Genomic DNA, 23,471 nt, shown 5'->3' on the forward strand with positions numbered 1-23,471 from the left:
GACGGAAGAACCGAGGCAGCGTCTGATATCGGGCAGAGACGGGCGCGACCACGCGCAATCGTTTCCGAACGGAAACGATTGCGTCCGGTGGTCAGCAAGGCGTACCGCATACGGTCCCCGGATCGCCTAAAGTCGCGTCATGGCTACCGTCTGGACCGTTCCCGAAGACATCACCCGAGTGCTGCTGGCCGCGCCCGGAATCCGCGACTTCCTCACCGATGACGAGGGTCGCGGCGTGGTGAGCGATCCCAAGGTGCGACTCGCCGAGTTCACCGCGGTGGTCAACTCGCTCAAGCTGAACGCCGGCCGGACGTTCACCTCGGTGCGCGACGCGGCAGGGGTTCTCTTCGACGGCCCCGCGATCGGCGGTGTCGTCGTCTCGGATGCGCTGCGCCTCGCGGTGATGCGGGTGATCACCGCCGAGCCGCGGGAGCGTAAGCCCGCGCCCAACCCCCTGGCGCCTCGCGTGGTCGAGAACCTCGGTCTGTACGTCTATGCGCTGCTGGATCCGCGGGACCGGTCGATCTTCTACGTCGGTGTAGGACGTGGGAACAAGGTGTACTCGCACGACTGGGATGCGCTCGGGGAGGCGGGCACCCTCGATGCCGAGGGCGTGGGTGACGCCGATCGGGACGAGACGCGCAGCGCCTGGACTCAGCGGATCCGGGACATCTACGCCGCAGGGCACTCGGTGGAGCACATCGTGCTGCGGCACCGGATCGACGCGGCCCACGACAACGTCTCGGCGGCGAAGGAGGCCGCGCACGTGGTGGTCGACGCGCTCCGCCTGCTCGAACTCCACCCCGATCACCCGGTGCTGACAAACCTCGCCGGCGAACCGGCCGACCTCGAGAAGCGGGCGATGTCGATCGAAGAGTTGGCGGTCCAGTACTCGGCGCTACCAGCCCCCGAGATGCCGGTTCCGGGCGCGCTCGTCCGAGTGCCCGCCGCGGCCGGTGCGGGTCTGACCGCCGATGAGTTGTATGCCCTGTCGCGGGGGCCGTGGCGTGCGGGGGCTGCCGCCCGCAATGTCACCGATCTACCGGTGATCGTGTTCGCGGACAACATCGTTCGAGCGGTATACCGCGTGACCACCTGGGACGGGGTCGGCCCGGCCAGTGAGCAGCAGTGGCGCTTCTCGGGTGCGGTCGACCCGGATCTCGAGGCCAAGTACGTGGGAACTCGTGTGACGCCGGACCGCGCGGGGCTCAAGGCGTGGCCGACACACGGCTGGGTACAGCGTCTGACCATGGCGCGTCCGCACGGGCGGTGACGCCCCCTCCACTCATGATCTATGGTTAGCTTTGCCTAACTATTTGCGTGAGTGGAGGAGTGTGCCGTGGCGCGGAGAACGTCGACGTTGACGGTGGTGCGGACCGAACGGATCGCGCCGCACATGGTCCGGGTGGTGCTGGGCGATCCCGGCTTCGACAGCTTCGAGTCGTCCGAGTTCACCGACTCGTACGTCAAGATCGAGTTCGGCGGCGCCGACGCTCCGGTCCTGCGGACGTACACCGTCCGCTCGGTCGACGCGGACGCGCGCGAGTTGGCGATCGATTTCGTCGTGCACGGTGACGACGGGGTCGCCGGCCCGTGGGCTGCGTCGGTGCAGCCGGGCGAGTCCGTGACGGTGCGCGGCCCCGGTGGTGCGTACGCGCCGCGTCCCGACGCCGACTGGCACCTCATCGCCGGTGACGAGTCGGCGCTGCCGGCGATCTCGACAGCGGTCGAGGCCCTCGGCGCCGACGCCGTGGCGAAGGTGTTCGTCGAGGTCGCCGACGAACGCGACCGGATCGACCTGTCGGCGGGGCCGAACGTCGAGATCACGTGGCTGTACCGCGGGACGACATCGGACGCGGCCGAGGCCGACGTCGTCGGCGGCAACGCCCCACTGGTCCGGGCGGTCCTGGACACCCCATGGCTGCCCGGCGATGTGCACGTCTTCATCCACGGCGAGGCGGACACCGTCATGCACCACCTGCGTCCGTACATCCGCAAGGAGCGGGCAGTGCCCGCCGCGTCGGCGTCGATCTCCGGCTACTGGCGCCGGGGCCGCACCGAAGAGGGATTCCGGGTGTGGAAGCAGGAACTGGTGACGGCCGAGGCGAACGCGAACTGAGCCGCGCCCGCTGTGTCGATCGTCGTTCCGATCTCTCGAATCCCATTGGACGGCGGTCGGATTCGGCCCCATGCGGACGCTTCGACCCGCCGCCCCGTCTAGGCGGTGCGGGCCAGGACCTTGAGCGATGTCATCGCGATCAGCCCCGAGGCCAGGATCGCGATCGCCATCGGCGCCGCGGTGTCCGAGCCGGCGATCCCGACCAGCGGCGACACGACGGCCGCCAGCCCGAACTGACATGCACCCATGAGTGCCGAACCAGTGCCGGCGGCCTCGCTGACCTGTCCCTGTGCGAGTGCGGTGGCATTGCCCATGATGAAACCGATGCTCGCGACGACACCGAACATCAGCGGCAGCACGAGCCAGATGTGACTGCCGCCGATCGTGGTCGCGAGTGTGAGCAGCAGTCCCGACGCGACGAGCAGGCTGACGCCGAAGGTCAGGAGTTGCCGGGCATGGAAGGTGCCGATCAGCTTCGTGTTGACGATGCTACCCGTCACGATGCCGAGCGAGTTGATCGCGAACACGATCGAGAACTGGCCGGGTGAGAGTCCGAGCACGTCCTGGACGACGAACGGCGACGCCGAGATGTACGAGAACAACGCACCGAACCCGAAGGCGAACGTGAAGGCGTAGCCGAGGTACGTCCGGTTCGTCACCACGTAGCGGAGATTGTGGACCAGCGCGGCCAGCCCGCCACCGTGCCGACGCTCGGCGGGCAGGGTCTCGGGGACCAGGGTGAGAACGCCGATCAGCATCACGACCGCCGCGCCCGCGAGGACCCAGAAGATGCCGCGCCAGCCGATCGGGCCGAGCAGCGCGCCACCCATCAGCGGTGCGACCACCGGGGCGACACCGCCGATGATCATCATCACGCTGAACAGTCGGGCCGCCGCGTCGCCCTTCGCGCGGTCCGCGATCACCGCACGCGCCAGCACGATCCCGGCACCACCGCTGAATCCCTGCAGCAGACGCGCCGCGATCAACACTCCGATGTTGGGGGCGATCGCGCACAGCACACCGCTGACTGCACAGAGGACAGTGCCGGCGATCAGCAGGTTCCGTCGCCCGAGACCGTCGGACAGGGGGCCGATGACCAGCTGTCCGATGCCCAGTCCGGCCATGAACGTCGTGAGTGTCAACTGCACGCTGGCGGGAGAGGTACCCAGGCTGTCCGCCATCGAGGGCAGGCCCGGCAGATACATGTCGGTGGCCAGGGGAGCGATCGCCGAGAGGAGCGCAAGAACGCAGAGCATGGGGATGGGAATCGCTCGTTTCACGCGAAAACCTTACCGGCGAGGGAACTTGCGGAATCGGGCGGTCACCGCGACGGTGGTCGTCATGGACGTCGACCCGACCCGACCGCTGCCGTCCGTGCTGCGGAACCACCTCGACGACTACGCCGAGCACCTCCGCCTCGAGCGGGGTCGTTCCGCGCACACAGTCCGCGCGTACCTCGGGGACGTCACGAGCCTGCTCGAATACCTCTGCGGCGATCGACCCGGCGCGACGCTCGCCGACCTGGACCTGCGCGTGCTGCGCGGCTGGCTCGGCGCCCAGGCCGCGGCCGGAGTGGCCCGTACGACGCTCGCCCGACGGACGTCGTCGGCCAAGGGTTTCACCGCGTGGGCGCAGCGCACGGGCCGGATGGAACTCGATCCCGGAGTGCGTCTGGTGGCGCCCAAGGCGCACCGCACGCTGCCGCCGGTGCTGCGCCAGGAGCAGGCCGCCGAGGCGATGGCCGCCGCCGAATCCGGTGCCGCCCAGGAGGACCCGGTTGCGCTGCGGGACCGGTTGATCGTCGAACTGCTGTACTCGACGGGAATTCGGGTCGGTGAACTGTGCGGGCTCGACGTCGACGACGTCGACAGTGACCGGCGCGTCCTACGCGTGCTCGGCAAGGGCGACAAGGAGCGCGTCGTCCCGTACGGACGCCCCGCGGAGCAGGCGCTCGGCGCGTGGCTGCGGGCCGGGCGACCCGAACTCGCGAACGCTCGCTCCGGCGACGCGCTGCTGCTCGGGCGCCGCGGCGGCCGCCTCGACCAGCGTCAGGCCCGCAGCGTCGTGCACGACGTCGTGCAGGCGGTGCCGGGTGCGCCGGACCTCGCGCCGCACGGTTTGCGGCACTCGGCAGCGACCCACCTTCTCGAGGGCGGCGCCGACCTGCGGGTGGTGCAGGAGGTGCTCGGACATTCGAGCCTCGCGACGACGCAGTTGTACACGCACGTTTCGGTGGCCCGGTTGCGTGCAGTGCACGACCAGGCTCACCCGAGGGCATGACCGGCCCCGCCGGTACGCCGCTGAGGGGTGCGATCGGTCGGCAGTAGCCGGATCGGAACGGCCCTGACGAGAGGTAGCGGGTCGAGGTACTCCCGGTCCCGCCGCAGACCCCAGTGCAGGCAGGCCGCCGCCCCGCAGTCGGGATGTCCGGCAACCACGACGCCGAGGACCGTCCCGCGGTCGACCAGTCGTCCCGCGGTCACCCTCGCCTCGACCGGTTCGTATGTGGTTCGCAGGCCTCCCGGGTGGTCGACGGAGACGACGGGTTTGCCCGCGACGGTCCCGGCGAACACCACGGTGCCGGCGCTCGCGGCGAGCGCGCTCTGACCCGGGACGGCCGCTAGGTCCACCCCACGGTGTCCGGGCAGCCAGTTCTGTGCGGGCTTCTCGAACGCCCGCACGACACGCGGGCGCGGACGCAGTGGCCAGTCGAACGACGGGCGGATGTCGTCGGGGACCGCAACGGCCGTCGGGGGAGGCGGGGAGGTGGCTGGGGGCGCGGCGGCGGCCGGTGCCGCGCCGATGCAGAGCACCGTCGTGATCATCGCTGCGCCGACCCGGACGGCCGAGCGAAAATCGAAACCCATGCTGTGACCCTGGCCCGTCAGGATGCTGGACGGGTGGGCGTCGCGCGAACTGTGGACAGCCGATGTCGATATCCACAGATCACCGATCTCCGTTGCGGGGTGCGCTCACCTGTGCCTTCCGGCGGAACCGACCGCGGGTTAGGAACGCGCGCGTCGAGGCCGTACACTTGTCGGGCGGTCTGTGCACGCACAGTCCGACTTCGCGCGTCCGCGTATTCATCCGGTCGTCGGCTGGTCCTGCATTCGTGTGGGTCCGACACCGGGCGGGCGCCAGGGCGGGGATCACCGATCCCTGCGACAACCGGCAAACGAAAGACGAGGTACACAGCCATGGCTGTTGTGACCATGCGGCAGCTGCTCGACAGCGGCGCACACTTCGGGCACCAGACCCGCCGTTGGAACCCGAAGATGAAGCGGTTCATCCTCACCGACCGCAACGGCATCTACATCATCGACCTGCAGCAGACGCTGACGTACATCGACAAGGCGTACGAGTTCGTCAAGCAGACCGTCGCGCACGGCGGCACCGTCCTGTTCGTCGGCACCAAGAAGCAGGCGCAGGAGTCCATCGCGTCCGAGGCCACTCGCGTCGGGATGCCCTACGTCAACCAGCGTTGGCTCGGCGGCATGCTCACCAACTTCTCGACGGTCCACAAGCGCCTGCAGCGCCTGAAGGAGCTCGAGTCGATGGAGCAGACCGGTGGCTTCGAGGGTCGCACCAAGAAGGAAATCCTCATGCTCACGCGTGAGATGACCAAGCTCGACCGCACCCTCGGCGGCATCCGCGACATGGCCAAGGTTCCGTCGGCCGTCTGGGTCGTCGACACCAACAAGGAGCACATCGCCGTCGGCGAGGCGCGCAAGCTGAACATCCCGGTCATCGCCGTCCTGGATACCAACTGCGACCCCGACGTTGTCGACTACCCGATCCCGGGCAACGACGATGCGATCCGTAGCGCCGCCCTGCTGACCAAGGTTGTCGCCTCCGCCGTCGCCGAGGGCCTGCAGGCTCGCGCCGGTGTCAGCGCCGACAAGGACGCCAAGCCTGAGGCCGGCACGGGCGAGCCGCTCGCCGAGTGGGAGCAGGAGCTCCTCTCGCAGGCCGCTCCGGCCGCGGAGGCCGAGGCCGAGGCTCCCGCCGCGGACGCTCAGCAGTCCTAGTCGAATCGGCCCCGACCTATCCGGTCGGGGCCGTTTCGCTCACCTGCTTCGCCAGGTTCCGGCGCGAACCGCGGAGCCTGGCTTCCGAAACTCATCCGAGGAGGATCGCCCCCCATGGCGAACTACACCGCCGCCGACGTCAAGCGGCTCCGTGAGCTCACCGGCTCCGGAATGATGGACTGCAAGAACGCCCTCACCGAGACCGACGGCGACTTCGACAAGGCCGTCGAACTGCTCCGCATCAAGGGTGCCAAGGACGTGGGCAAGCGCGCCGAGCGCACCACGGCCGAGGGCCTGGTTGCGGCCAAGGACGGCGTCATGATCGAGATCAACGCCGAGACCGACTTCGTCGCCAAGAACGCGGAGTTCCAGGAGCTGGCCGACAAGGTCGTTGCCGCTGCTGCCGCCGCGAAGCCTGCCGACCTCGAGGCCCTCAAGGCCGTCGACGTCGACGGCAAGTCCGTCGAGACCCTGGTCCAGGAGCTCTCCGCCAAGATCGGTGAGAAGCTCGAGCTGCGTCGCTACGTCGCCTTCGACGGCGCCGTCGCGACCTACCTGCACAAGCGTGCCTCCGACCTGCCCCCGGGCGTCGGCGTGCTCGTCGAGTACACCGGTGAGGGCGAGGCTGCTGCCGAGGCCGCTCGCGGTGCTGCCATGCAGGTTGCCGCTCTCAAGGCCAAGTACGTCACCCGCGACGAGGTCCCCGCGGACATCGTCGAGAACGAGCGTCGTATCGCCGAGCAGACGGCCAAGGAGGAGGGCAAGCCCGAGGCTGCGCTCCCCAAGATCGTCGAGGGCCGCGTCAACGGCTACTACAAGGACGTCGTCCTGACCGAGCAGTCTTCGGTCACCGACTCCAAGAAGACCGTCAAGGCTCTCCTGGACGAGGCCGGCGCCACGATCACCCGCTTCGCGCGGTTCGAGGTCGGCGCCAGCTAGTCGTTCTTCCACACATCGGCCCCGCCGGCCGGGTGGGTGCGGTCGCCGGTTCGAGTTCTTCGAACCGGCGGTCCACCCCATCCCGGTCCGTGCGGGGCCGATCTGTGCGGTGGGTGGGTCGACTGGGTCGACTGCCCACGGATGAGGCAGGATGATAGGGCCTGTTCCGGCGTCTTCGCTGGATGGCCCGGGCGATCGCGAAGCCGGGCTTCGCGCGCCCGACCGTAGTACTTCTAGAACCGAACGATCTGCAGAACCGAGGGAGAATTATGACCGCACCGGCCGACGAACGTCCAGGATTCCGACGTGTGCTTCTCAAGCTCGGCGGTGAAATGTTCGGCGGCGGCAAGGTCGGTCTCGATCCGGACGTCGTGACGACGGTCGCGGAGCAGATCGCGGAGGTGGTTCGCTCCGGTGTGCAGGTCGCCGTGGTGATCGGTGGCGGCAACTTCTTCCGCGGGGCCGAACTCCAGCAGCGAGGCCTCGACCGCGCGCGTTCCGACTACATGGGCATGCTCGGCACCGTGATGAACTCCCTTGCGCTGCAGGACTTCCTGGAGAAGCAGGGCGTCGACACCCGCGTGCAGACCGCGATCACGATGGGGCAGGTCGCCGAGCCGTATCTGCCGCTGCGGGCCCGTCGCCACCTGGAGAAGGGGCGCGTGGTGATCTTCGGTGCGGGCATGGGCATGCCGTACTTCTCGACCGACACCACGGCGGCGCAGCGTGCCCTCGAGATCGGTGCCGAGGTGGTCCTGATGGCCAAGGCCGTCGACGGCGTCTACTCCGCGGACCCGCGGGTCGATCCGGACGCCACCATGTACACCGAGGTGACACACCGTGAGGTCATCGAGAAGGGCCTCAAGGTCGCGGACGCGACCGCGTTCAGCCTCTGCATGGACAACCAGATGCCGATGATGGTCTTCAACCTGCTGACCGAGGGCAACATCGCGCGGGCGGTGTCCGGTGAGAAGATCGGGACATTGGTCAAGTCATGACGTCGTTCAGCACGATCATGATGGACGTTTTCGAGTGTGACAGTCGAGATGGACAACGAGACGGAGGAGTACAGCCGTGATTGATGAAGCTCTCTTCGAGGCCGAGGAGAAGATGGAGAAGGCCATCACGGTTGCGAAGGACGACCTGGGTTCCATCCGCACCGGCCGCGCGAACCCGGGCATGTTCAACCGGATCGTCGTCGAGTACTACGGGTCGATGACCCCCATCACGCAGCTCGCGAGCATCAACGTGCCCGAGGCGCGAATGGTCATCATCAAGCCCTACGAGGCTGCACAGCTCGGGCCGATCGAGAATGCGATCCGCAACTCCGATCTGGGCGTCAACCCCAGCAACGATGGCAGCATCATTCGCATCTCGGTCCCACAGCTCACCGAGGAGCGTCGCCGCGAGTTCGTCAAGCAGGCCAAGGGCAAGGGCGAGGACGCCAAGGTCGCGATCCGCAACGTGCGTCGTAAGACGATGGACGAGCTCTCCCGTATCCAGAAGGACGGGGAGGCCGGCGAGGACGAGGTCGGTCGCGCCGAGAAGGAACTCGACAAGACCACCTCGCGCTACGTCAACCAGATCGACGACCTGGTGAAGCACAAGGAAGCCGAATTGATGGAGGTTTAGCGGTGGGGAAAGCTGACGGCGCCTCCGCGGCGACCGCCACGCCGGCCTCCAAAGCTGGACGCAACCTGCCTGCCGCGATCGCCGTCGGTGGCGGCCTCGGCGCAGGGTTGATCTTGATTCTGATCTATGCCCCCCTGGTGTTGATCGGGGTCGTCGCGGTCGCGATGGCGATCGCGACGTGGGAGGTCACCAAGCGTCTGCGTGAGGCAGACATCGGCGTCCCGCTGATCCCGCTGCTCGTCGGGGGACAGGCCGTCATCTGGCTCAGCTGGCCGTACGGCCCGCCGGGCGCGTTGGGGGCGTTCGCGGGCACCGCCTTGGTGACGATGGTGTGGCGCCTGTTCGATCATGGGCTCAAGGCCACCCCGCGCAACTTCCTCCGCGACACCGCGATCGCGGTGTTCGTGGCGGCCTGGATCCCGCTCTTCGCGTCGTTCGCGACGTTGATGGTGCTGCAGGACGACGGCGCCGGGCGGGTGTTCTGCCTGCTGATCGTCGTCGTGTGCTCGGACGTCGGCGGCTATGTGGCCGGCGTCTTCTTCGGCAAGCATCCGATGGTTCCTGCGATCAGCCCCAAGAAGTCGTGGGAGGGCTTCGCCGGTTCGCTCGTGTTCTGTGTGATCGGTGGCGTCCTGGCCGTCACGTTCATCCTGGACGCGAACCCGCTCATCGGTGCACTGCTCGGTGTGGCGTTGGTGTTCACCGCGACCCTGGGCGATCTCATCGAGTCCCAGGTCAAGCGTGAACTGGGGATCAAGGACATGGGCACGCTGCTGCCCGGCCACGGCGGCATCATGGACCGCCTCGATTCGATCCTGCCCTCGGCGTTCGTGACCTGGCTCGTCCTGACCGTCCTGGTGTGAGCCGATTCCGCGGAGTTGGACGGGCTCGGGGACCGATCCCGAGCCCGAACATCTGGCACTGGCCGCACATCTACGAGGTGGAGAACCGCGCGCAGGACGTCGACGGCGCCATCTTCGATGCCCTCGCCGACGTGGCCGACTGGCGTGATCGCGACGTGCTGGACGTGGGATGCGGAGCGGGGTTCCATCTGCCCGTCTTCGCCCGCGCCGCGCGGTCGGTCGTCGGGGTCGAACCCCATCCGCCGCTCGTCGCCGCCGCCCGCGAGCGCGTCGCCGGGCAGGACTCGGTCACGGTTCTCGAGGGATCGGCCGAGTCGATTCCGCTCGCGGACGCCAGTGTCGACGTCGTGCACGCGCGCACCGCGTACTTCTTCGGCCCGGGGTGCGGGCCGGGCGTCCTCGAGGCGATGCGGGTGCTGCGGCCCGGGGGAGTGCTCGCGATCGTCGACCTCGACGCGACCGTCGCTCCGTACGGGCAGTGGATGCGTGCCGACCTACCGCACTACGACCCGGCCCGGGTGGAAGCGTTCTTCGGGGCGCAGGGCTTCGCGATGCGCCGAGTCCGCACTCGGTGGGAGTTCGAGGACCGCGAGGCGTTGCGCGCGGTGCTGGGCATCGAGTTCACCGCCCGGACCGCGGCCCGCGCGTTCGTCGAGACGCCGGGGCTGGGTCTGGAGGTGGGGTACCGGATCCACACCAGGTCGTCCCCGGCAGGTCTCATCATCTGACCGGTTTGTGTTACGCGGAGTATTGACACCGCGGCCCCTGTCGTGTGGTGTGAGCCACATGAACGTGGCTCGATGGACTCGTCTGGCAACCGTGGCGCTGGGCGCCTGCCTGGCTGTCGCAAACGTGGGTACCGCATCGGCCGCGCCGGCCGACTTCTATCAGGCTCCGTCGCCGTTGCCCTCGGGTGCGTCCGGTGACGTCGTGCGGGCCGAGACGTACGCGCCGACGCTGTCGGTCCTGCACCAGGCCGGTCCCTGGCCGTCGGGCGCGCAACGAATCATGTACCGCAGCACGGATGCTCACGGATCCCCGGTGGCCACGACGGCGACCTATTTCGATGCGAGCCTGCCGTGGTCCGGTGCCGGGCCCCGCCCGCTCGTGGTGCTCGCGCCGGGCACCCAGGGGCAGGGTGATCAGTGCGCGCCGTCGAAGCTGTTCGCCGACGGGGTCCACTACACCCCACCGCTCGACTTCGCGGTGGAGTACGAGGCGACGCAGGCGTACACACTGCTCTCCGGCGGCATGGACGTGGTCGTGATCGACTACGAGGGGCTCGGCACCGACGGGATGCACACCTACGTCGACCGCCGCGCCGAGGGCCACGCCGTGCTCGACGCCGCGCGTGCGGTGAAATCGCTGCCCGGCGGCCGGATCGGCGACGACAACCCGATCGGGCTGTGGGGCTACTCGCAGGGCGGGGGCGCGGTCGCGTCGGCGACGGAGATGCAGGCGTCGTACGCGCCCGAGCTGAACGTCCGCGGCACCTTCGCCGGTGGGTCGCCCGCGGACCTGCGCCCCGTCTCGGCCGCGCTCGACGGCGGACTCGCGGCCGGTCTGCTCGGGTACGCGGTCAACAGCATCTACGCCGCGTACCCCGAGACCCGCGCGGAGATCGACGGCGCGCTGAGCCCGGCCGGACGTCAGGTGCTCGACGACATCGCCACCCAGTGCGTGCCGGAGACGATCGCAAGGTACGGCCTGCACCGGACGTCCGAGTGGACGCGTGACGGCCGGTCGGTCGCCGAGTTGATCGACGCCCTGCCGACCGTGCGTGCGGTGGTCGACGAACAGCGCATCGGCCGGTCGGCGCCCCGCAGCCCGGTGTTGATCGTGCAGGGACGCAACGACGACCTGATTCCGCACGCGCAGGCCGAACAGCTGGCCGCGGACTGGTGCCGACTGGGCGCGACGGTCGACTTCAGCACCGAGGAGATCCCGCCGATCGCCCCGGGATTCATCGTCGGACACGGCCTGCCGATGGCAACGGGGATGCCGCGGGCACTCGACTGGATGACCGATCGACTCGCGGGCGTGCCGGCGCCGTCGACCTGCACCGCGTGACGTTCAGTCCAGGCCGAAGACCTGGGCCAGGTGGGTGACCTTCTTGGCCTTTGCCAGCCGCGGCAGATCGCTGCCGTCGCGGACGCGCTCGCCGTCGGCGCCGAGGTCGGCGATCACGTCGTGGGCCCACGCGATGTCGTGGGCGCTCGGACTCAGCGCCCGGTTGACGGTCGCGGCCTGGTCGGGGTGCAGGCACAGCTTGCCGGTCAGCCCGAGCGACACTGTCGCCTCGCAATCCCGTTGCAGGATGGTGTCGTTCGCGGAGATCGTCGGGCCGTCGATGGGGCCGCCCGGCAGTCGTGCGGCGCGGCTGGCGATCACGAGCCGCGACCGCGGGTACGCCATGGCCATCACGTCGTCGCTCATGCCGGTGTCGCGCCGGAAGTCGCCGCTGCCGAACGCCAGCCGGAACGTCGCTTCCGCCCGGGCGATCTCCGGTGCCGCCTCGAGGCCGACGGCGGATTCGATCAGTGCGAGGATCGGAGTGCCGTGGGGGAGTCGTTCGGCAGTGGCGTCGATCTGGCTGCCGCTCTCCGTCTTCGCGAGCATCACCCCGGACAGTCCCGGTAGTCCGGCGAACGCGTCGAGGTCGACGGCCCAGTAGGGCGTCGTGGCGTCGTTGATCCGGACCCAGGCGGTGTTCTCGCCGCCCCGACCGAGCCACTCGACGACGGTGTCCCGCGCCCCGGGCTTGTCGTTCGGAGCGACGGCGTCCTCGACATCGAGAATCATCGTGTCGACGTCCGTGGGGCGCGCGAAGGTCCCCGGTTTCGTGGCTGCCGTCAGGAGCCAGGACCGGGCCAGATCGGGGCGGATCGTGGTGCGCGTCGGCGGGGGCATGCGAGTCGTCACAGGGCAGCTCCTCGTTCGGAAGGCGTACTCGTGTCGTGACTCCCATCGTGCCCCCGAACGGGCGGGGCAGCTACTCGGACGACGGCTGATCGGGCACGGTGGAGGCCCGCTTCGCCACCCGGCGGATCTGGATGATCCGGATCCCTCCCACGAGCGCCATGATGAGCGCCCCGGCGATCGCCGCGAGCAGCAGGCTGATTCCGGCGGGCAGCGTGAACTCCCAGACGAACAGTTGGAACGTCACGGAGTCGAGGTTCTGCAGGATGAAGACGATCAGCACGACGGCGACCAGCAGCCCGACGACCAGTCCGGTCCACGCCGACGCGGCCCGGGTCCGCGCGATCCGGCCCAGCTCGTGTGTGGTGTGCGGTGCCGTGGCCGCGTGTCGACCCGAGGGCGGTGAAACCGTCGGTTCGTCGACCGCGTCTGAGTCCTCCTGCGGTGTCTCGGACATGTGTCGATCATCACCCACGATATGGCGTTGCGCACGCGCATCGGACATGCCGAGCAGGTAATGGGAGAATGGCGAACACTATGACTGTCTCCCTTCCCCTCGTCTTCACTGCGCCGCGTCGCGGAATGCCGCCGCGCCACCTCGCCGACCTCGACGCCGACGAGCGCAAGGCGGCGGTCAAGGAGCTGGGTCTGCCGGGATTCCGGGCCGACCAGCTCGCTCGGCAGTACTACAGCCGGCTCGAGGCCGACCCCGAGAAGATGACCGACCTTCCCGCCGGGATGCGCGACCAGGTCGGTGCCGCGCTGTTTCCGCAGTTGCTCTCGGTCGTCAAGCACGTCGCGTGCGACGCCGGTCAGACACGGAAGACGCTGTGGAAGGCGAACGACGGCACGCTGCTCGAGAGCGTCCTGATGCGCTACCCCGACCGCGCGACGCTGTGCATCTCCAGCCAGGCCGGCTGCGGCATGGCCTGCCCGTTCTGCGCGACCGGGCAGGGCGGACTCAACCGCAACCTGTCGACCGCGGAGATCGTCGACCAGGTCCGCGCCGCGGCGGCCGCGCTGCGCGACGGCGAGGTCGAGGGCGGCCCCGGGCGCCTGTCGAACATCGTGTTCATGGGCATGGGGGAGCCGCTCGCCAACTACAAGCGCGTCGTGGCCGCGGTCCGACGGATCACGTCGCCGGCACCGAACGGGCTGGGTATCTCGCAGCGCGCCGTGACGGTCTCGACGGTCGGCCTAGCGCCGGCCATCCGCAAACTCGCCGACGAGGAGATGTCGGTGCGGCTGGCGGTGTCGCTGCACACCCCGGACGACGAACTGCGCGACACCCTGGTCCCGGTCAACAACCGGTGGCCGGTCGCCGAGGTTCTGGACGCGGCGCGCTATTACGCCGACAAGTCGGGCCGCCGGGTGTCCATCGAGTACGCGCTGATCCGCGACGTCAACGACCAGCCGTGGCGCGCCGACATGCTCGGCAAGAAGCTGCACAAGGCGCTCGGGCCGCTGGTCCACGTGAACCTGATCCCGCTCAATCCGACACCGGGCAGCGAATGGGACGCCAGCCCCAAGCCGGTCGAGCGCGAGTTCGTCCGTCGCGTGCAGGCGCAGGGTGTCTCGTGCACCGTCCGCGACACCCGCGGCCAGGAGATCGCCGCCGCGTGTGGGCAGCTGGCCGCCGAGAACTGACGGCACCGATCAACAGCGAAGGCCCCGCACCTTTCGAGGTGCGGGGCCTTCGCCGTAGTTCGGGGTGGTATCGCTACCGGGGCTTGCGCCGCAAGATGATGTCGCGCACCAGGATGAGGACGATCGCGCCGGCGAAGCCGACGAGGAACAGGTCCTCGACCTTGCCGCCGTGGTTACCGATCGTCATCAGCAGCAGGAAGGCTGCGAAGAACCAGCCCGCGAAACGGAACAGTCGCGGAGCCTCGCCACTCCAGCCCCAGGCGGCCGAGGGGACCTCGGCGGTGTCGACGTGCGCTGCGACGACGGGGTCGTACGAAGTGGGGTCCAACTGGGTACCGGCCACGGCTCGATCCTCCTGATCTTACGAATGCGCTATCTCCGCATATCGTGGCATACGACCGTGCGTCGTACGAAGCGGGGTCCCGGCACTGTTCGCGATCGCGGGGCAATCCTGTGTGATTCTCTCAGCTTCGGTCAGCAACAATGGTTGCGTGGCTGACACCCAACCGACTCGCGTCCTGCTGCTGGGCAGCACCGGTTCCATCGGCACCCAGGCCCTCGAGGTCATCGCCGCCAATCCAGGCAAGTTCGAGGTGGTCGGGCTCGCCGCCGGCGGCGGCAACATCGACCTGCTCGCCCGTCAGATCCGGGAGACCGGCGTCACCCGGGTGGCGGTAGCCGATCCCGCGGCGGCGGCGCGGCTGGACCTGCCCGGTGTGCTGTCCGGTCCGGACGCGGTCACCGAGCTGGTTCGGGGAACCGAGGCCGATGTCGTGCTCAACGCGTTGGTCGGTTCGCTGGGGCTGGAGCCGACGCTCGCCGCCCTCGAGTCGGGTGCTCGCTTGGCGCTGGCGAACAAGGAGTCGCTCGTCGCGGGCGGACCGCTGGTCACCGCTGCTGCGTCGCCGGGACAGATCGTGCCGGTGGATTCGGAGCACTCGGCGCTGGCGCAGTGCCTGCGCGGCGGCCGCGCCGACGAGGTGGAGCGGTTGGTCCTCACCGCGTCCGGCGGCCCGTTCCGGGGATGGACCGCCGCGATGCTCGAGGACGTCACGCCCGAGCAGGCGGGCGCGCACCCGACGTGGTCGATGGGCCCGATGAACACTCTCAATTCGGCGTCGCTGGTCAACAAGGGTCTCGAGCTGATCGAGACGCACCTGCTGTTCGGGATCGACTACGACCGGATCGACGTCACGGTGCATCCCCAGTCGATCGTGCATTCGATGGTGACGTTCGTGGACGGTTCGACGCTCGCGCAGGCGAGCCCGCCGGACATGAAGCTGCCCATCGCGCTCGCCCTGGGCTGGCCCAACCGGGTTCCGGGCGCGGCGGCCGCGTGCGATTTCACGACCGCTTCGACGTGGACGTTCGAGCCCGTCGACACGACTGTCTTCCCTGCGGTGGACCTGGCGCGGCACGCCGGCAAGGCCGGCGGCTGCATGACCGCGGTCTACAACGCGGCCAACGAGGTTGCGGCCGAGGCCTTCCTCGACGGGGCACTGCGGTTCCCGCAGATCGTCCGTACGGTCGAACGGGTTCTCGCGGCGGGCGACGAATGGTCGGCTCCGCCCGCTACCGTGGACGACGTACTGACGGCCGACGGGTGGGCACGCGCACGCGCACGTGAACTCGTCAAGCAGGAGGGCTAGATCGGCATGGTCTTCGCGTTCGGTGTCCTCCTGTTCGCGCTCGGTATCGGCGCATCCATCGCGCTGCACGAGGCCGGTCACATGTGGACCGCCAAGGCGCTCGGCATGAAGGTGCGGCGCTACTACATCGGTTTCGGGCCGAAGGTCTTCTCCTTCCGCCGCGGCGAGACCGAGTACGGGCTCAAGGCGATCCCGGCCGGCGGGTTCTGCGATATCGCCGGCATGACCGCCGCCGACGAACTCGCGCCCGACGAGGTCGATCGCGCGATGTACAAGCAGAAGCCGTGGAAGCGCATCGTCGTGATGTCGGGTGGCATCGCGATGAACTTCCTGCTCGGGTTCGTGCTGATCATGGTGCTGGCCGTCGGATGGGGTCTGCCGAACAACGACACCCCGCCCGCGACCGCGTTGGGGCTGATGAGCTGCACGGCCGACCAGATCGACACGAATCAGCTCGCGGAGTGCACGGGGCCGGGTCCGGCCGAACAGGCGGGCCTCCAGCGGGGCGACGTGGTGACCGCGGTAGGCGGCGTTCCCGTCGACAACTGGCAGCAGTTCCAGTCGGAGACGCAGAAGGCGTCCGGACCCACCGATTTCACGATCGAACGAGACGGGCAACGACTCGACGTCACCGTCGTTCCGCAGCAGGTGACCCGCTACGTCACCGATACGGCAACCGGGCAGAAGTCCGAGCGGACGGTCGGCGCGATCGGTGTCGGTCAGGACTTCTATCTGCCGGTGCAGTACAACGTCCTGACCGCCGTTCCCGCCTCGTTGGTCTACACCGGCGACATCTTCGTGCAGACCGCGCACTCGCTCACCGAGATGCCCGGCAAGGTCGTCGACCTGTGGCACGCGGTGACCGGTGGCGAGCGAGATCTGGACACCCCGATCAGCGTCGTCGGTGCCTCGGTGATCGGAGGCCAGGTCGCCGAGCGCGGACTGTGGGAGGTGTTCGTCGGGCTGCTGGCCACGTTGAACTTCTTCCTCGGCATCTTCAACCTGCTGCCGCTGCTGCCGCTCGACGGCGGGCACATCGCGGTGACGATCTACGAGAAGATCCGCAACTCCATCCGGCGGGTGCGCGGTCTGGCGGCGGGCGGCCCGGTCGACTACATGAAGCTGATGCCCATCACGTACGTGGTCGTCGTCCTCGGTGGCGCCTACATGCTCCTGACCTTGACCGCCGACATCGTGAACCCGATCAAGCTGTTCCCGTGACCCGGTTCCGACAAATGCTCGAACGATAGACTTGCCCCGTACCAACGAAAGAAGGCGAAACGTGACCAGCCCCGTCGGTTTGGGCATGCCGGGTGCTCCCAGCGATATCCCCGTCCTCGCACCGCGACGCAAGACCCGTCAGTTGATGGTCGGCAACGTGGGTGTCGGCAGCGACTACCCGGTGTCTGTGCAGTCGATGTGCACCACCAAGACGCACGACGTCAATGCGACCCTGCAGCAGATCGCCGAGCTGACGGCGTCGGGCTGCGACATCGTTCGCGTCGCGTGCCCGCGTCAGGAGGACGCCGACGCGCTCGCGGCGATCGCGAAGAAGAGCCAGATCCCGGTGATCGCCGACATCCACTTCCAGCCGCGGTACATCTTCGCGGCGATCGACGCCGGCTGCGCCGCGGTCCGGGTCAACCCGGGCAACATCAAGGAGTTCGACGGCCGCGTCAAGGAGGTCGCCAAGGCGGCCGGCGACGCCGGAATCCCGATCCGCATCGGCGTCAACGCCGGGTCGCTCGACCCGCGGCTGATGCAGAAGTACGGCAAGGCCACCCCCGAGGCGCTGGTGGAGTCGGCGCTGTGGGAGGCGAGCCTGTTCGAGGAGCACGGTTTCGGCGACATCAAGATCTCGGTCAAGCACAACGACCCGGTGATCATGGTCGAGGCGTACCGGCAGCTGGCGGCGCAGTGCGACTACCCGCTGCACCTCGGCGTCACCGAGGCCGGCCCCGCGTTCCAGGGCACGATCAAGTCGGCGGTCGCATTCGGGGCGCTGCTCTCCGAGGGCATCGGCGACACGATCCGCGTCTCGCTGTCGGCGCCGCCGGCGGAGGAGATCAAGGTCGGCACGCAGATCCTGCAGTCGCTGAACCTGCGTCCCCGCAAGCTCGAGATCGTCTCGTGCCCGTCGTGCGGTCGCGCACAGGTCGACGTGTACACGCTCGCGAACGAGGTCACTGCGGGGCTCGAGGGCATGGAGGTGCCGTTGCGGGTCGCGGTGATGGGCTGCGTCGTCAACGGTCCCGGTGAGGCTCGCGAGGCCGATCTCGGTGTCGCGTCCGGCAACGGCAAGGGCCAGATCTTCGTCAAGGGCAAGGTCATCAAGACCGTTCCGGAGGCGCAGATCGTCGAGACACTCATCGAAGAGGCGATGCGTATCGCCGAGGAGATGGAAGGTGGGGAGACGAGCGGCGCGCCGGTGGTCACCGTGAGCTGAAATATGCCCACCCAGGCGCACCTTCATGGCAATGTTGTTCTCGGATCCGGCACTGACAGCCCGACGCTGACAGACATCACGCCGAACGGTCTCAACGACGAGGCACGGGACGAAGGGGGTGTGTCGGTGCTCAAGCTCCTCGGCGCACGTCAGCTGAGTGGACGGGACACCACTCAGGTGTTGCGCGTGCTCCAGTCCGATCCGGTCGCGACATGCATGGTCGCCGCGCGCGTCCAGCAGTCGGGACTCGACCCCCGCACGTTGCAGGGCGAGATGTGGAGCCGCGGTGGGCCGACTGAGTCGCTGTGCTTCGCCGGGGCGAATCTGATTCCGTTGCTGGGTGACTCGGACGACCTGCGTTCGTTCGCCGATCGGGCCAGTCGGTTTCCGCGGATGTGCTCGTCGCTCGTCGGACGGGCGGAGTTGACGTTGCCGCTGTGGGAGATGCTCGAGTCGGATTGGGGCCCGGCGCGCGAGATCCGTTCGGAGCAGCCGCTGCTCGCGCTCGACACCGATCCGGGAGTACGTCCCGATCCACTCGTGCGCCAGGTGCGGATGGACGAGATCGAGGCCTACCTGCCGGCCGCGGTGGCAATGTTCATCGAGGAGGTGGGGATCGACCCGCGGGCCAACGACGGCGGCCGCAGCTATCGGCGACGGGTCGCGAACCTCATCGCGTCCGGCCGGGCGTGGGCCCGGTTCGAGGACGGCGAGGTCGTCTACAAGGCCGAGGTCGGATCGATGTCGACGGCCGTCGGCCAGATCCAGGGTGTGTGGGTGAATCCGGCCCGTCGCGGGGAGGGCCTCGGGGCCACCGGGACGGCCGCGGTCGCATCGGCGGTCATGGCGCGCGGACGCATCGCGAGCCTGTACGTCAACAGCTTCAACGAGCGCGCCCGCCGCGCCTACGCGCGGGTGGGGTTCGCTCAGGTCGCGACGTTCGCGACCGTCCTGCTCGACTGAGGCGGCTCAGGTTCCTGCGGTCCAGTTCAGGTAGGCACGCGCGAGCGGCTCGGTCGCAACCACGGCGATGAGTGCCGCGGCAATCATGTACGGCCCGAACGGGATTGTTGTCCCGACGCGCCCGCGTCGGCTGATCAGCAGCGCTGCCCCGGCCACTGCCGCGAGCACGAAGGCGAGCATCGCGCCGATCAGGAGGTGTCCGTAGGACAGGTATGCGAGGAGGGCGCCGATTACACCCGCGAGCTTGACGTCACCGAATCCCATGCCGGCCGGGTAGCTCAGCGCAAGGACAAAATAGAACCCGAATAGTGCGATTGCTCCGACTGCGGCCCGGAGTAGCGCGGGCCAGTCTCCCTGTACGGCTGCTGCCAACGTCAGCAGTGCGAAGACGGCGGGATATGACGGCAGCACAAGGGAATTCGGTAGCCGCTTGCAGGCGATGTCGATCACGGTGAGTGCGACGCCAACCGCCACGAAGTACAGGTAAGCCGGTAGTGCGGGGAGTAGATCGATGTACGCCAGGCGCAGCGCCAGCGCGACGAAGAGCGCCGTGGTGGACAGTTCCACCACCAGTGAGCGGATGCCCTGGCGTTGCCCACATCGAGCGCACCTTCGACGTCGCACGACGGTGTCGACGATGGCTGTGGGCGTGCGTGCGATCGCGGCAGGCGAGAGGAGTGGTTCCCGCCGGCACCTGCATCGAACTTCGGAGTCCGGCTGCGGTGACTCGCGTTCGACTCGGTCGATCGCCCGATTGGCTAGGTCGCCAGCGACGACACCGGAAGCAGCGACCGCGAGAAGTGCGGCCACGGCGGTCACCATCGGTCACCTGTTGTAGTCAGTTTGGATGCCCTTTCCGTGGGGCCGAGTGTTGAGGATGCCGGATCGGGCTTAGTTGTGGTGCGCAACTTCGTTGCAATGCAGGGGATCTCGGGTTTGATTCGATGAATCGTAGCGCGGCGACTGTCCGTTACACCAAACAAACGATTGTGATGGAAAAGTTACGTGGGAGACCGTCCAGTTCGGTCTTCGCTGCCCTACTGTTGCCGATCAGATTACCCATCCAAAGGTGATCGACGTCACAACCTGCAAGTCGCAGAGATCCTCCCCCATCAAATCAGGAGCTCGCATGAACCTCTTCTTCGCAAACCTGTACCTCATGGGTCTGGACGCCAAGGACCGCCTCACCCGTGAGGATCGCGGCGCTACTGCCGTCGAGTACGGCCTGATGGTCGCCGGTATCGCGGTCGTCATCCTTGCTGCTGTGTTTGCCTTCGGCGGCAAGATCAACGACCTGTTCGATGGCTTCAACTTCGGCAAGCCGTAATAGGTCGCGCATCGGACAGTCTGAATGAGCGCGGCGGCCCCTTGGGGGTCGTCGCGCTCGTTGAACCTGCAAGGGACGGTTATGAAGCGCTTTCGTTCCGATTCGGGGGCTGCCGCAGTCGAGTTTGCTCTGGTCGTACCTATCCTGATCACGCTCGTCCTCGGCATCATCGAGTTCGGGCGGGGATACAACGTCCAGAACGCCGTCAGTGCTGCCGCCCGTGAGGGTGTTCGGGTAATGGCAATCAAGAAGGATGCGTCCGCGGCGCGGACTGCGGCGCAGGGGGCTGGTGTGTTCAGCCCTGCCATCACTGATGCCGAGATCTGCATCCGTATCTCTGGTGCACAAGGATGTTCGGCCACGACGTGTCCCAGTGGAAGCACAGTTACGCTCACGATCAGTTATCCGCTCGAGTACATGACGGGGCTCTTCCCTGGTAAGCCGACTCTGACCGGTACAGGGGTCATGCGATGCGGAGGCTAACTGTGGGGGCGGGTCGCGACGAGCGGGGCGTTGTTGCGGTCCTCGTCGCGATCATGATGGTGGTTCTTCTGGGATGTGCCGCGATATCCATCGATATCGGTGCGAACTACGTTGTGAAGCGTCAGTTGCAGAACGGTGCAGACGCCGCGGCATTGGCGGTCGCCCAGGAATCCTCTTGCAACACAACTACTGCGACATCCACCGCCGCAACGTTAGTTGAGGCCAATGTCAACACCGGTTCAGGGAGTGGTTCTGCGGTCGTCGATCCAGTGAAGCGCACGGTGACAGCTGCCGCGTCGGCAGTGGACACGGATGGGCTTCCCGGCCGGCGGAATATCTTCGCGCCTGTGCTCGGGATACCTCGGACCCAGATCTCCGCATCGGCGACGGCCGGCTGTGGATCACCCCTGGCCGGCTGGGTCGGGTTGCCCATCGCTTTCGACAAGTGCCGTTTCACCGACGCGGGAATTGGCAAGATGATTCTCGTCAGCAGCACCACGGTGCCGGCGAGGTGCGATGGCGGGCACGTAAAGGCCGCGCCCGGTGCCTTCGGCTGGTTGCGCCCCGCGACTGGCGGCTGCCCGGCTCTGATCAGCAGGGCGATCTACGGCACCCCAGGCGACAACGGAAACAACATCCCGACGGTGTGCAAGGCTTCCCTCGAGGCGATGCAGAACAAGGTTGTGCTTGTTCCCATCTACGACGATGTCGGTGATACCGGTAGTGGTACCTGGTTCCACGTCGTGGGCTTCGCGGCGTTCACGATTCAGGGCTACCGCTTCAGTGGCAATCCGGATTACAACTGGCAGAACGACACCCATGGGTCGCTGTCGTGTACTGGGAATTGCCGCGGAATCATCGGCACGTTCTCCAAGGTGGTCACTCTCGAGTCCGATGCCACTTCAGGCGGAGTGTGGGACATCACCACGGGTGGAGCCGATTTTGGAGTCACCGTCGTCAGTCTGCTCAACTAGGAGCCCTTTTCGTGAGAACCCGACTCATCGCTGCGATTGCCGCAGTTGTCCTCGCTGTGGTCGGAACCACGGCATTGATTGCATATGTGCGCGGTGCTGATGCTCGGGCGTTGGAGGGCACCCGCACTGTCGACGTGCTGGTGGCCACGCAGCCGATCCCCAAGAACACGCCGGCCGCCAGTCTCGTGGGCACGGTAGCGGCAAAGGAACTGCCCGAGATGGCGGTGCTTCCAGACAGGGTGACCTCCTTGGACCAGCTCGCGGGCCAGGTCGCGATCACCGACCTGCTACCTGGTGAGCAACTGGTTCGGGCTCGATTCGCAGATCCGGCGACCGCGCGAAGCAAAGATCAGGGCGGATTGCCAGAGGGCATGCAGGAAGTTACTGTGCTGCTCGAGCCGCAGCGAGCACTGGGCGGACACATCGCTGCAGGTGACACTGTCGGAGTGGCGCTGTCGTTCCAGCCGCCGGTTCGCGAGTACAACACGCATCTCAGGATGCAGAAGGTCCTGGTCACCAGGGTGCAAGCGGCGCCGATGCCGGCGAAGGATGAGAAGGCTGCCGACGACGGACCTGCGCCGATGCCTACCGGTGAACTACTTGTGACGCTGGCGGTCACCGCCCCGGACGCAGAGCGCGTCATCTTCGCCGCTGAGAACGGCAAGCTCTGGCTCACCAATGAGCCATTGACTGCGAACGAATCCGGCACCTCGATCGTTGCTCCGGGGAGTGTGTACTGATGAGCCGAACTGTGTTGTTGACCGCCCGTGACGATTTCGCTCGCCGCGTGTACCACGCTTCGGATGGCAACCTCCTGGTCCTGCCGCCCGATCCGGTGCCGAAGGGGCCGGCCCAGTTGGTCGGGTTGGGTGTCACCGAGCAACCAGAGGTTCTGATACTCGGTCCGGATGTTCCTCTGACCGAGGGGCTGGCGCTAGCGAGTCGAATCGATCAGTCGGCGCCAGGTACATCAGTGGTACTGGTGAGTGATGCCGGAGCGGACGTGTGGCTCACGGCGATGCGCGCCGGGGTGCGGGACGTGATGTCTCCTGAGGCCGATATCCCCGACATCCGCGTCGTCCTTGATCGTGCCGCGTCGGCGGCACTCGCCCGTCGCAAGAATGCGGACGGCCAGTCGGATCAGCAAGCGGCCCAGGGAAAGATCATCGTCGTCGCCTCACCCAAGGGTGGAACGGGAAAGACGACTATTGCCACCAACATTGCGGTCGGATTGGCCTCGGCCGCACCACACTCGGCAGTCCTAGTCGATCTCGACGTGCAGTTCGGGGACGTCGCGAGTGCGCTCCAGTTGGTGCCCGAACATGACCTGACCGATGCGGTGACCGGACCGGCCAGCCAGGACTCGATTGTTCTCAAGACCGTGCTTTCCCCCACTCGTCGGGCCTGTACGCGCTGTGCGGATCGGATTCGCCTGCTGCGGGCGACGAGATCACCGGCGACCAGATAACCAACCTGCTCATC

General features: G+C 67.6%; 26 protein-coding genes. 20 read left to right on the top strand and 6 right to left on the bottom strand.

The window, feature by feature from the left end; translation table 11 throughout:
* Window positions 1-139 precede the first annotated feature (139 nt).
* On the top strand, window positions 140-1,273 hold the full coding sequence (locus ACQ5DX_RS07220; RefSeq protein WP_430331982.1) for a GIY-YIG nuclease family protein: 1,134 nt from the start codon (window positions 140-142) through the stop codon (window positions 1,271-1,273).
* Between the two features lie 66 nt (window positions 1,274-1,339).
* On the top strand, window positions 1,340-2,119 hold the full coding sequence (locus ACQ5DX_RS07225) for a siderophore-interacting protein (RefSeq protein ID WP_430331983.1): 780 nt from the start codon (window positions 1,340-1,342) through the stop codon (window positions 2,117-2,119).
* Window positions 2,120-2,217: 98 nt separating this feature from the next.
* Here the strand turns inward: ACQ5DX_RS07225 and ACQ5DX_RS07230 are convergent, their stop codons facing one another.
* A complete protein-coding gene (locus ACQ5DX_RS07230) occupies window positions 2,218-3,375 on the bottom strand; it encodes a multidrug effflux MFS transporter (RefSeq protein ID WP_430335570.1) in 1,158 nt (385 codons plus the stop codon).
* Window positions 3,376-3,460: 85 nt separating this feature from the next.
* Here ACQ5DX_RS07230 and ACQ5DX_RS07235 point away from each other — a divergent pair, with 85 nt between their 5' ends.
* Window positions 3,461-4,399 (top strand): tyrosine recombinase XerC, encoded by a 939-nt coding sequence (locus tag ACQ5DX_RS07235; RefSeq protein WP_430335571.1) that lies wholly within the window; start codon window positions 3,461-3,463, stop codon window positions 4,397-4,399.
* Here the strand turns inward: ACQ5DX_RS07235 and ACQ5DX_RS07240 are convergent.
* The gene (locus tag ACQ5DX_RS07240) at window positions 4,384-4,986 is read right to left on the bottom strand and encodes a M23 family metallopeptidase (protein WP_430331984.1); all 603 of its coding nucleotides are present in this window, start codon (window positions 4,984-4,986) and stop codon (window positions 4,384-4,386) included. The two genes, ACQ5DX_RS07235 and ACQ5DX_RS07240, sit on opposite strands and share 16 nt — an antisense overlap.
* Window positions 4,987-5,316: 330 nt before the next feature.
* On the opposite strand from ACQ5DX_RS07240, the gene rpsB reads away from it, so the two are divergent.
* The 7 genes from rpsB (at window position 5,317) to ACQ5DX_RS07275 (ending at window position 11,651) form a co-directional block, all read left to right on the top strand.
* Window positions 5,317-6,147, top strand: a complete 831-nt coding sequence (rpsB, locus tag ACQ5DX_RS07245; RefSeq protein ID WP_430331985.1) for a 30S ribosomal protein S2 — start codon at window positions 5,317-5,319, stop codon at window positions 6,145-6,147.
* Window positions 6,148-6,261: 114 nt separating this feature from the next.
* On the top strand, window positions 6,262-7,086 hold the full coding sequence (gene tsf / locus ACQ5DX_RS07250) for a translation elongation factor Ts (protein WP_430331986.1): 825 nt from the start codon (window positions 6,262-6,264) through the stop codon (window positions 7,084-7,086).
* 269 nt (window positions 7,087-7,355) lie between these two features.
* Window positions 7,356-8,084, top strand: coding sequence for a UMP kinase (gene pyrH, locus ACQ5DX_RS07255; RefSeq protein ID WP_430331987.1), 729 nt, complete (start codon window positions 7,356-7,358; stop codon window positions 8,082-8,084).
* A gap of 76 nt (window positions 8,085-8,160) precedes the next feature.
* On the top strand, window positions 8,161-8,718 hold the full coding sequence (gene frr / locus ACQ5DX_RS07260) for a ribosome recycling factor (protein WP_430331988.1): 558 nt from the start codon (window positions 8,161-8,163) through the stop codon (window positions 8,716-8,718).
* 2 nt (window positions 8,719-8,720) lie between these two features.
* Window positions 8,721-9,581: a phosphatidate cytidylyltransferase gene (locus ACQ5DX_RS07265; protein WP_430331989.1), complete on the top strand. Its 861-nt coding sequence runs from the start codon at window positions 8,721-8,723 to the stop codon at window positions 9,579-9,581.
* Window positions 9,578-10,309, top strand: a complete 732-nt coding sequence (locus tag ACQ5DX_RS07270) for a class I SAM-dependent methyltransferase (protein WP_430331990.1) — start codon at window positions 9,578-9,580, stop codon at window positions 10,307-10,309. The genes ACQ5DX_RS07265 and ACQ5DX_RS07270 overlap by 4 nt, the downstream gene beginning before the upstream one ends.
* Window positions 10,310-10,367: 58 nt before the next feature.
* Entirely contained in the window at window positions 10,368-11,651 is a 1,284-nt protein-coding gene (locus tag ACQ5DX_RS07275) for a lipase family protein (RefSeq protein ID WP_430331991.1), read from the top strand.
* Window positions 11,652-11,654: 3 nt separating this feature from the next.
* On the opposite strand, the gene ACQ5DX_RS07280 is transcribed toward ACQ5DX_RS07275, so the two are convergent.
* Window positions 11,655-12,491: an HpcH/HpaI aldolase/citrate lyase family protein gene (locus ACQ5DX_RS07280; protein ID WP_430335572.1), complete on the bottom strand. Its 837-nt coding sequence runs from the start codon at window positions 12,489-12,491 to the stop codon at window positions 11,655-11,657.
* An 82-nt stretch (window positions 12,492-12,573) separates the two neighbouring features.
* Entirely contained in the window at window positions 12,574-12,957 is a 384-nt protein-coding gene (locus ACQ5DX_RS07285) for a lipopolysaccharide assembly protein LapA domain-containing protein (protein WP_430331992.1), read from the bottom strand.
* Between the two features lie 80 nt (window positions 12,958-13,037).
* Here ACQ5DX_RS07285 and rlmN point away from each other — a divergent pair, with 80 nt between their 5' ends.
* Window positions 13,038-14,147: a 23S rRNA (adenine(2503)-C(2))-methyltransferase RlmN gene (gene rlmN / locus ACQ5DX_RS07290; protein WP_430331993.1), complete on the top strand. Its 1,110-nt coding sequence runs from the start codon at window positions 13,038-13,040 to the stop codon at window positions 14,145-14,147.
* Between the two features lie 73 nt (window positions 14,148-14,220).
* Here rlmN and ACQ5DX_RS07295 read toward each other — a convergent pair whose 3' ends face one another.
* A complete protein-coding gene (locus ACQ5DX_RS07295) occupies window positions 14,221-14,490 on the bottom strand; it encodes a DUF2631 domain-containing protein (RefSeq protein WP_430331994.1) in 270 nt (89 codons plus the stop codon).
* Window positions 14,491-14,638: 148 nt separating this feature from the next.
* Here ACQ5DX_RS07295 and dxr point away from each other — a divergent pair, with 148 nt between their 5' ends.
* The 4 genes from dxr (at window position 14,639) to ACQ5DX_RS07315 (ending at window position 19,205) form a co-directional block, all read left to right on the top strand.
* Entirely contained in the window at window positions 14,639-15,796 is a 1,158-nt protein-coding gene (gene dxr, locus ACQ5DX_RS07300) for a 1-deoxy-D-xylulose-5-phosphate reductoisomerase (protein ID WP_430331995.1), read from the top strand.
* Window positions 15,797-15,802: 6 nt separating this feature from the next.
* Complete coding sequence (locus ACQ5DX_RS07305) at window positions 15,803-17,017, top strand: M50 family metallopeptidase (protein WP_430331996.1); 1,215 nt, start codon at window positions 15,803-15,805, stop codon at window positions 17,015-17,017.
* Between the two features lie 61 nt (window positions 17,018-17,078).
* Window positions 17,079-18,242, top strand: coding sequence for a flavodoxin-dependent (E)-4-hydroxy-3-methylbut-2-enyl-diphosphate synthase (ispG, locus tag ACQ5DX_RS07310; RefSeq protein ID WP_430331997.1), 1,164 nt, complete (start codon window positions 17,079-17,081; stop codon window positions 18,240-18,242).
* Between the two features lie 126 nt (window positions 18,243-18,368).
* A complete protein-coding gene (locus ACQ5DX_RS07315; protein ID WP_430331998.1) occupies window positions 18,369-19,205 on the top strand; it encodes a GNAT family N-acetyltransferase in 837 nt (278 codons plus the stop codon).
* Window positions 19,206-19,211: 6 nt separating this feature from the next.
* Here the strand turns inward: ACQ5DX_RS07315 and ACQ5DX_RS07320 are convergent, their stop codons facing one another.
* Complete coding sequence (locus tag ACQ5DX_RS07320; RefSeq protein WP_430331999.1) at window positions 19,212-19,772, bottom strand: prepilin peptidase; 561 nt, start codon at window positions 19,770-19,772, stop codon at window positions 19,212-19,214.
* A 562-nt stretch (window positions 19,773-20,334) separates the two neighbouring features.
* Between ACQ5DX_RS07320 and ACQ5DX_RS07325 the strand changes: the two genes are divergently transcribed.
* The 5 genes from ACQ5DX_RS07325 (at window position 20,335) to ACQ5DX_RS07345 (ending at window position 23,457) form a co-directional block, all read left to right on the top strand.
* Entirely contained in the window at window positions 20,335-20,532 is a 198-nt protein-coding gene (locus ACQ5DX_RS07325; protein WP_430332000.1) for a Flp family type IVb pilin, read from the top strand.
* A gap of 81 nt (window positions 20,533-20,613) precedes the next feature.
* Window positions 20,614-21,015, top strand: coding sequence for a TadE/TadG family type IV pilus assembly protein (locus ACQ5DX_RS07330; protein ID WP_430332001.1), 402 nt, complete (start codon window positions 20,614-20,616; stop codon window positions 21,013-21,015).
* Between the two features lie 2 nt (window positions 21,016-21,017).
* The gene (locus ACQ5DX_RS07335) at window positions 21,018-21,989 is read left to right on the top strand and encodes a pilus assembly protein TadG-related protein (protein WP_430332002.1); all 972 of its coding nucleotides are present in this window, start codon (window positions 21,018-21,020) and stop codon (window positions 21,987-21,989) included.
* Window positions 21,990-22,000: 11 nt separating this feature from the next.
* Window positions 22,001-22,729: a Flp pilus assembly protein CpaB gene (gene cpaB, locus ACQ5DX_RS07340; protein ID WP_430332003.1), complete on the top strand. Its 729-nt coding sequence runs from the start codon at window positions 22,001-22,003 to the stop codon at window positions 22,727-22,729.
* Between the two features lie 278 nt (window positions 22,730-23,007).
* Window positions 23,008-23,457, top strand: a complete 450-nt coding sequence (locus ACQ5DX_RS07345) for an AAA family ATPase (RefSeq protein WP_430332004.1) — start codon at window positions 23,008-23,010, stop codon at window positions 23,455-23,457.
* Window positions 23,458-23,471 lie beyond the last annotated feature (14 nt).

It is taken from the genome of Rhodococcus sp. ACT016 (genome assembly GCF_050477185.1).
Classification (GTDB): domain Bacteria; phylum Actinomycetota; class Actinomycetes; order Mycobacteriales; family Mycobacteriaceae; genus Prescottella.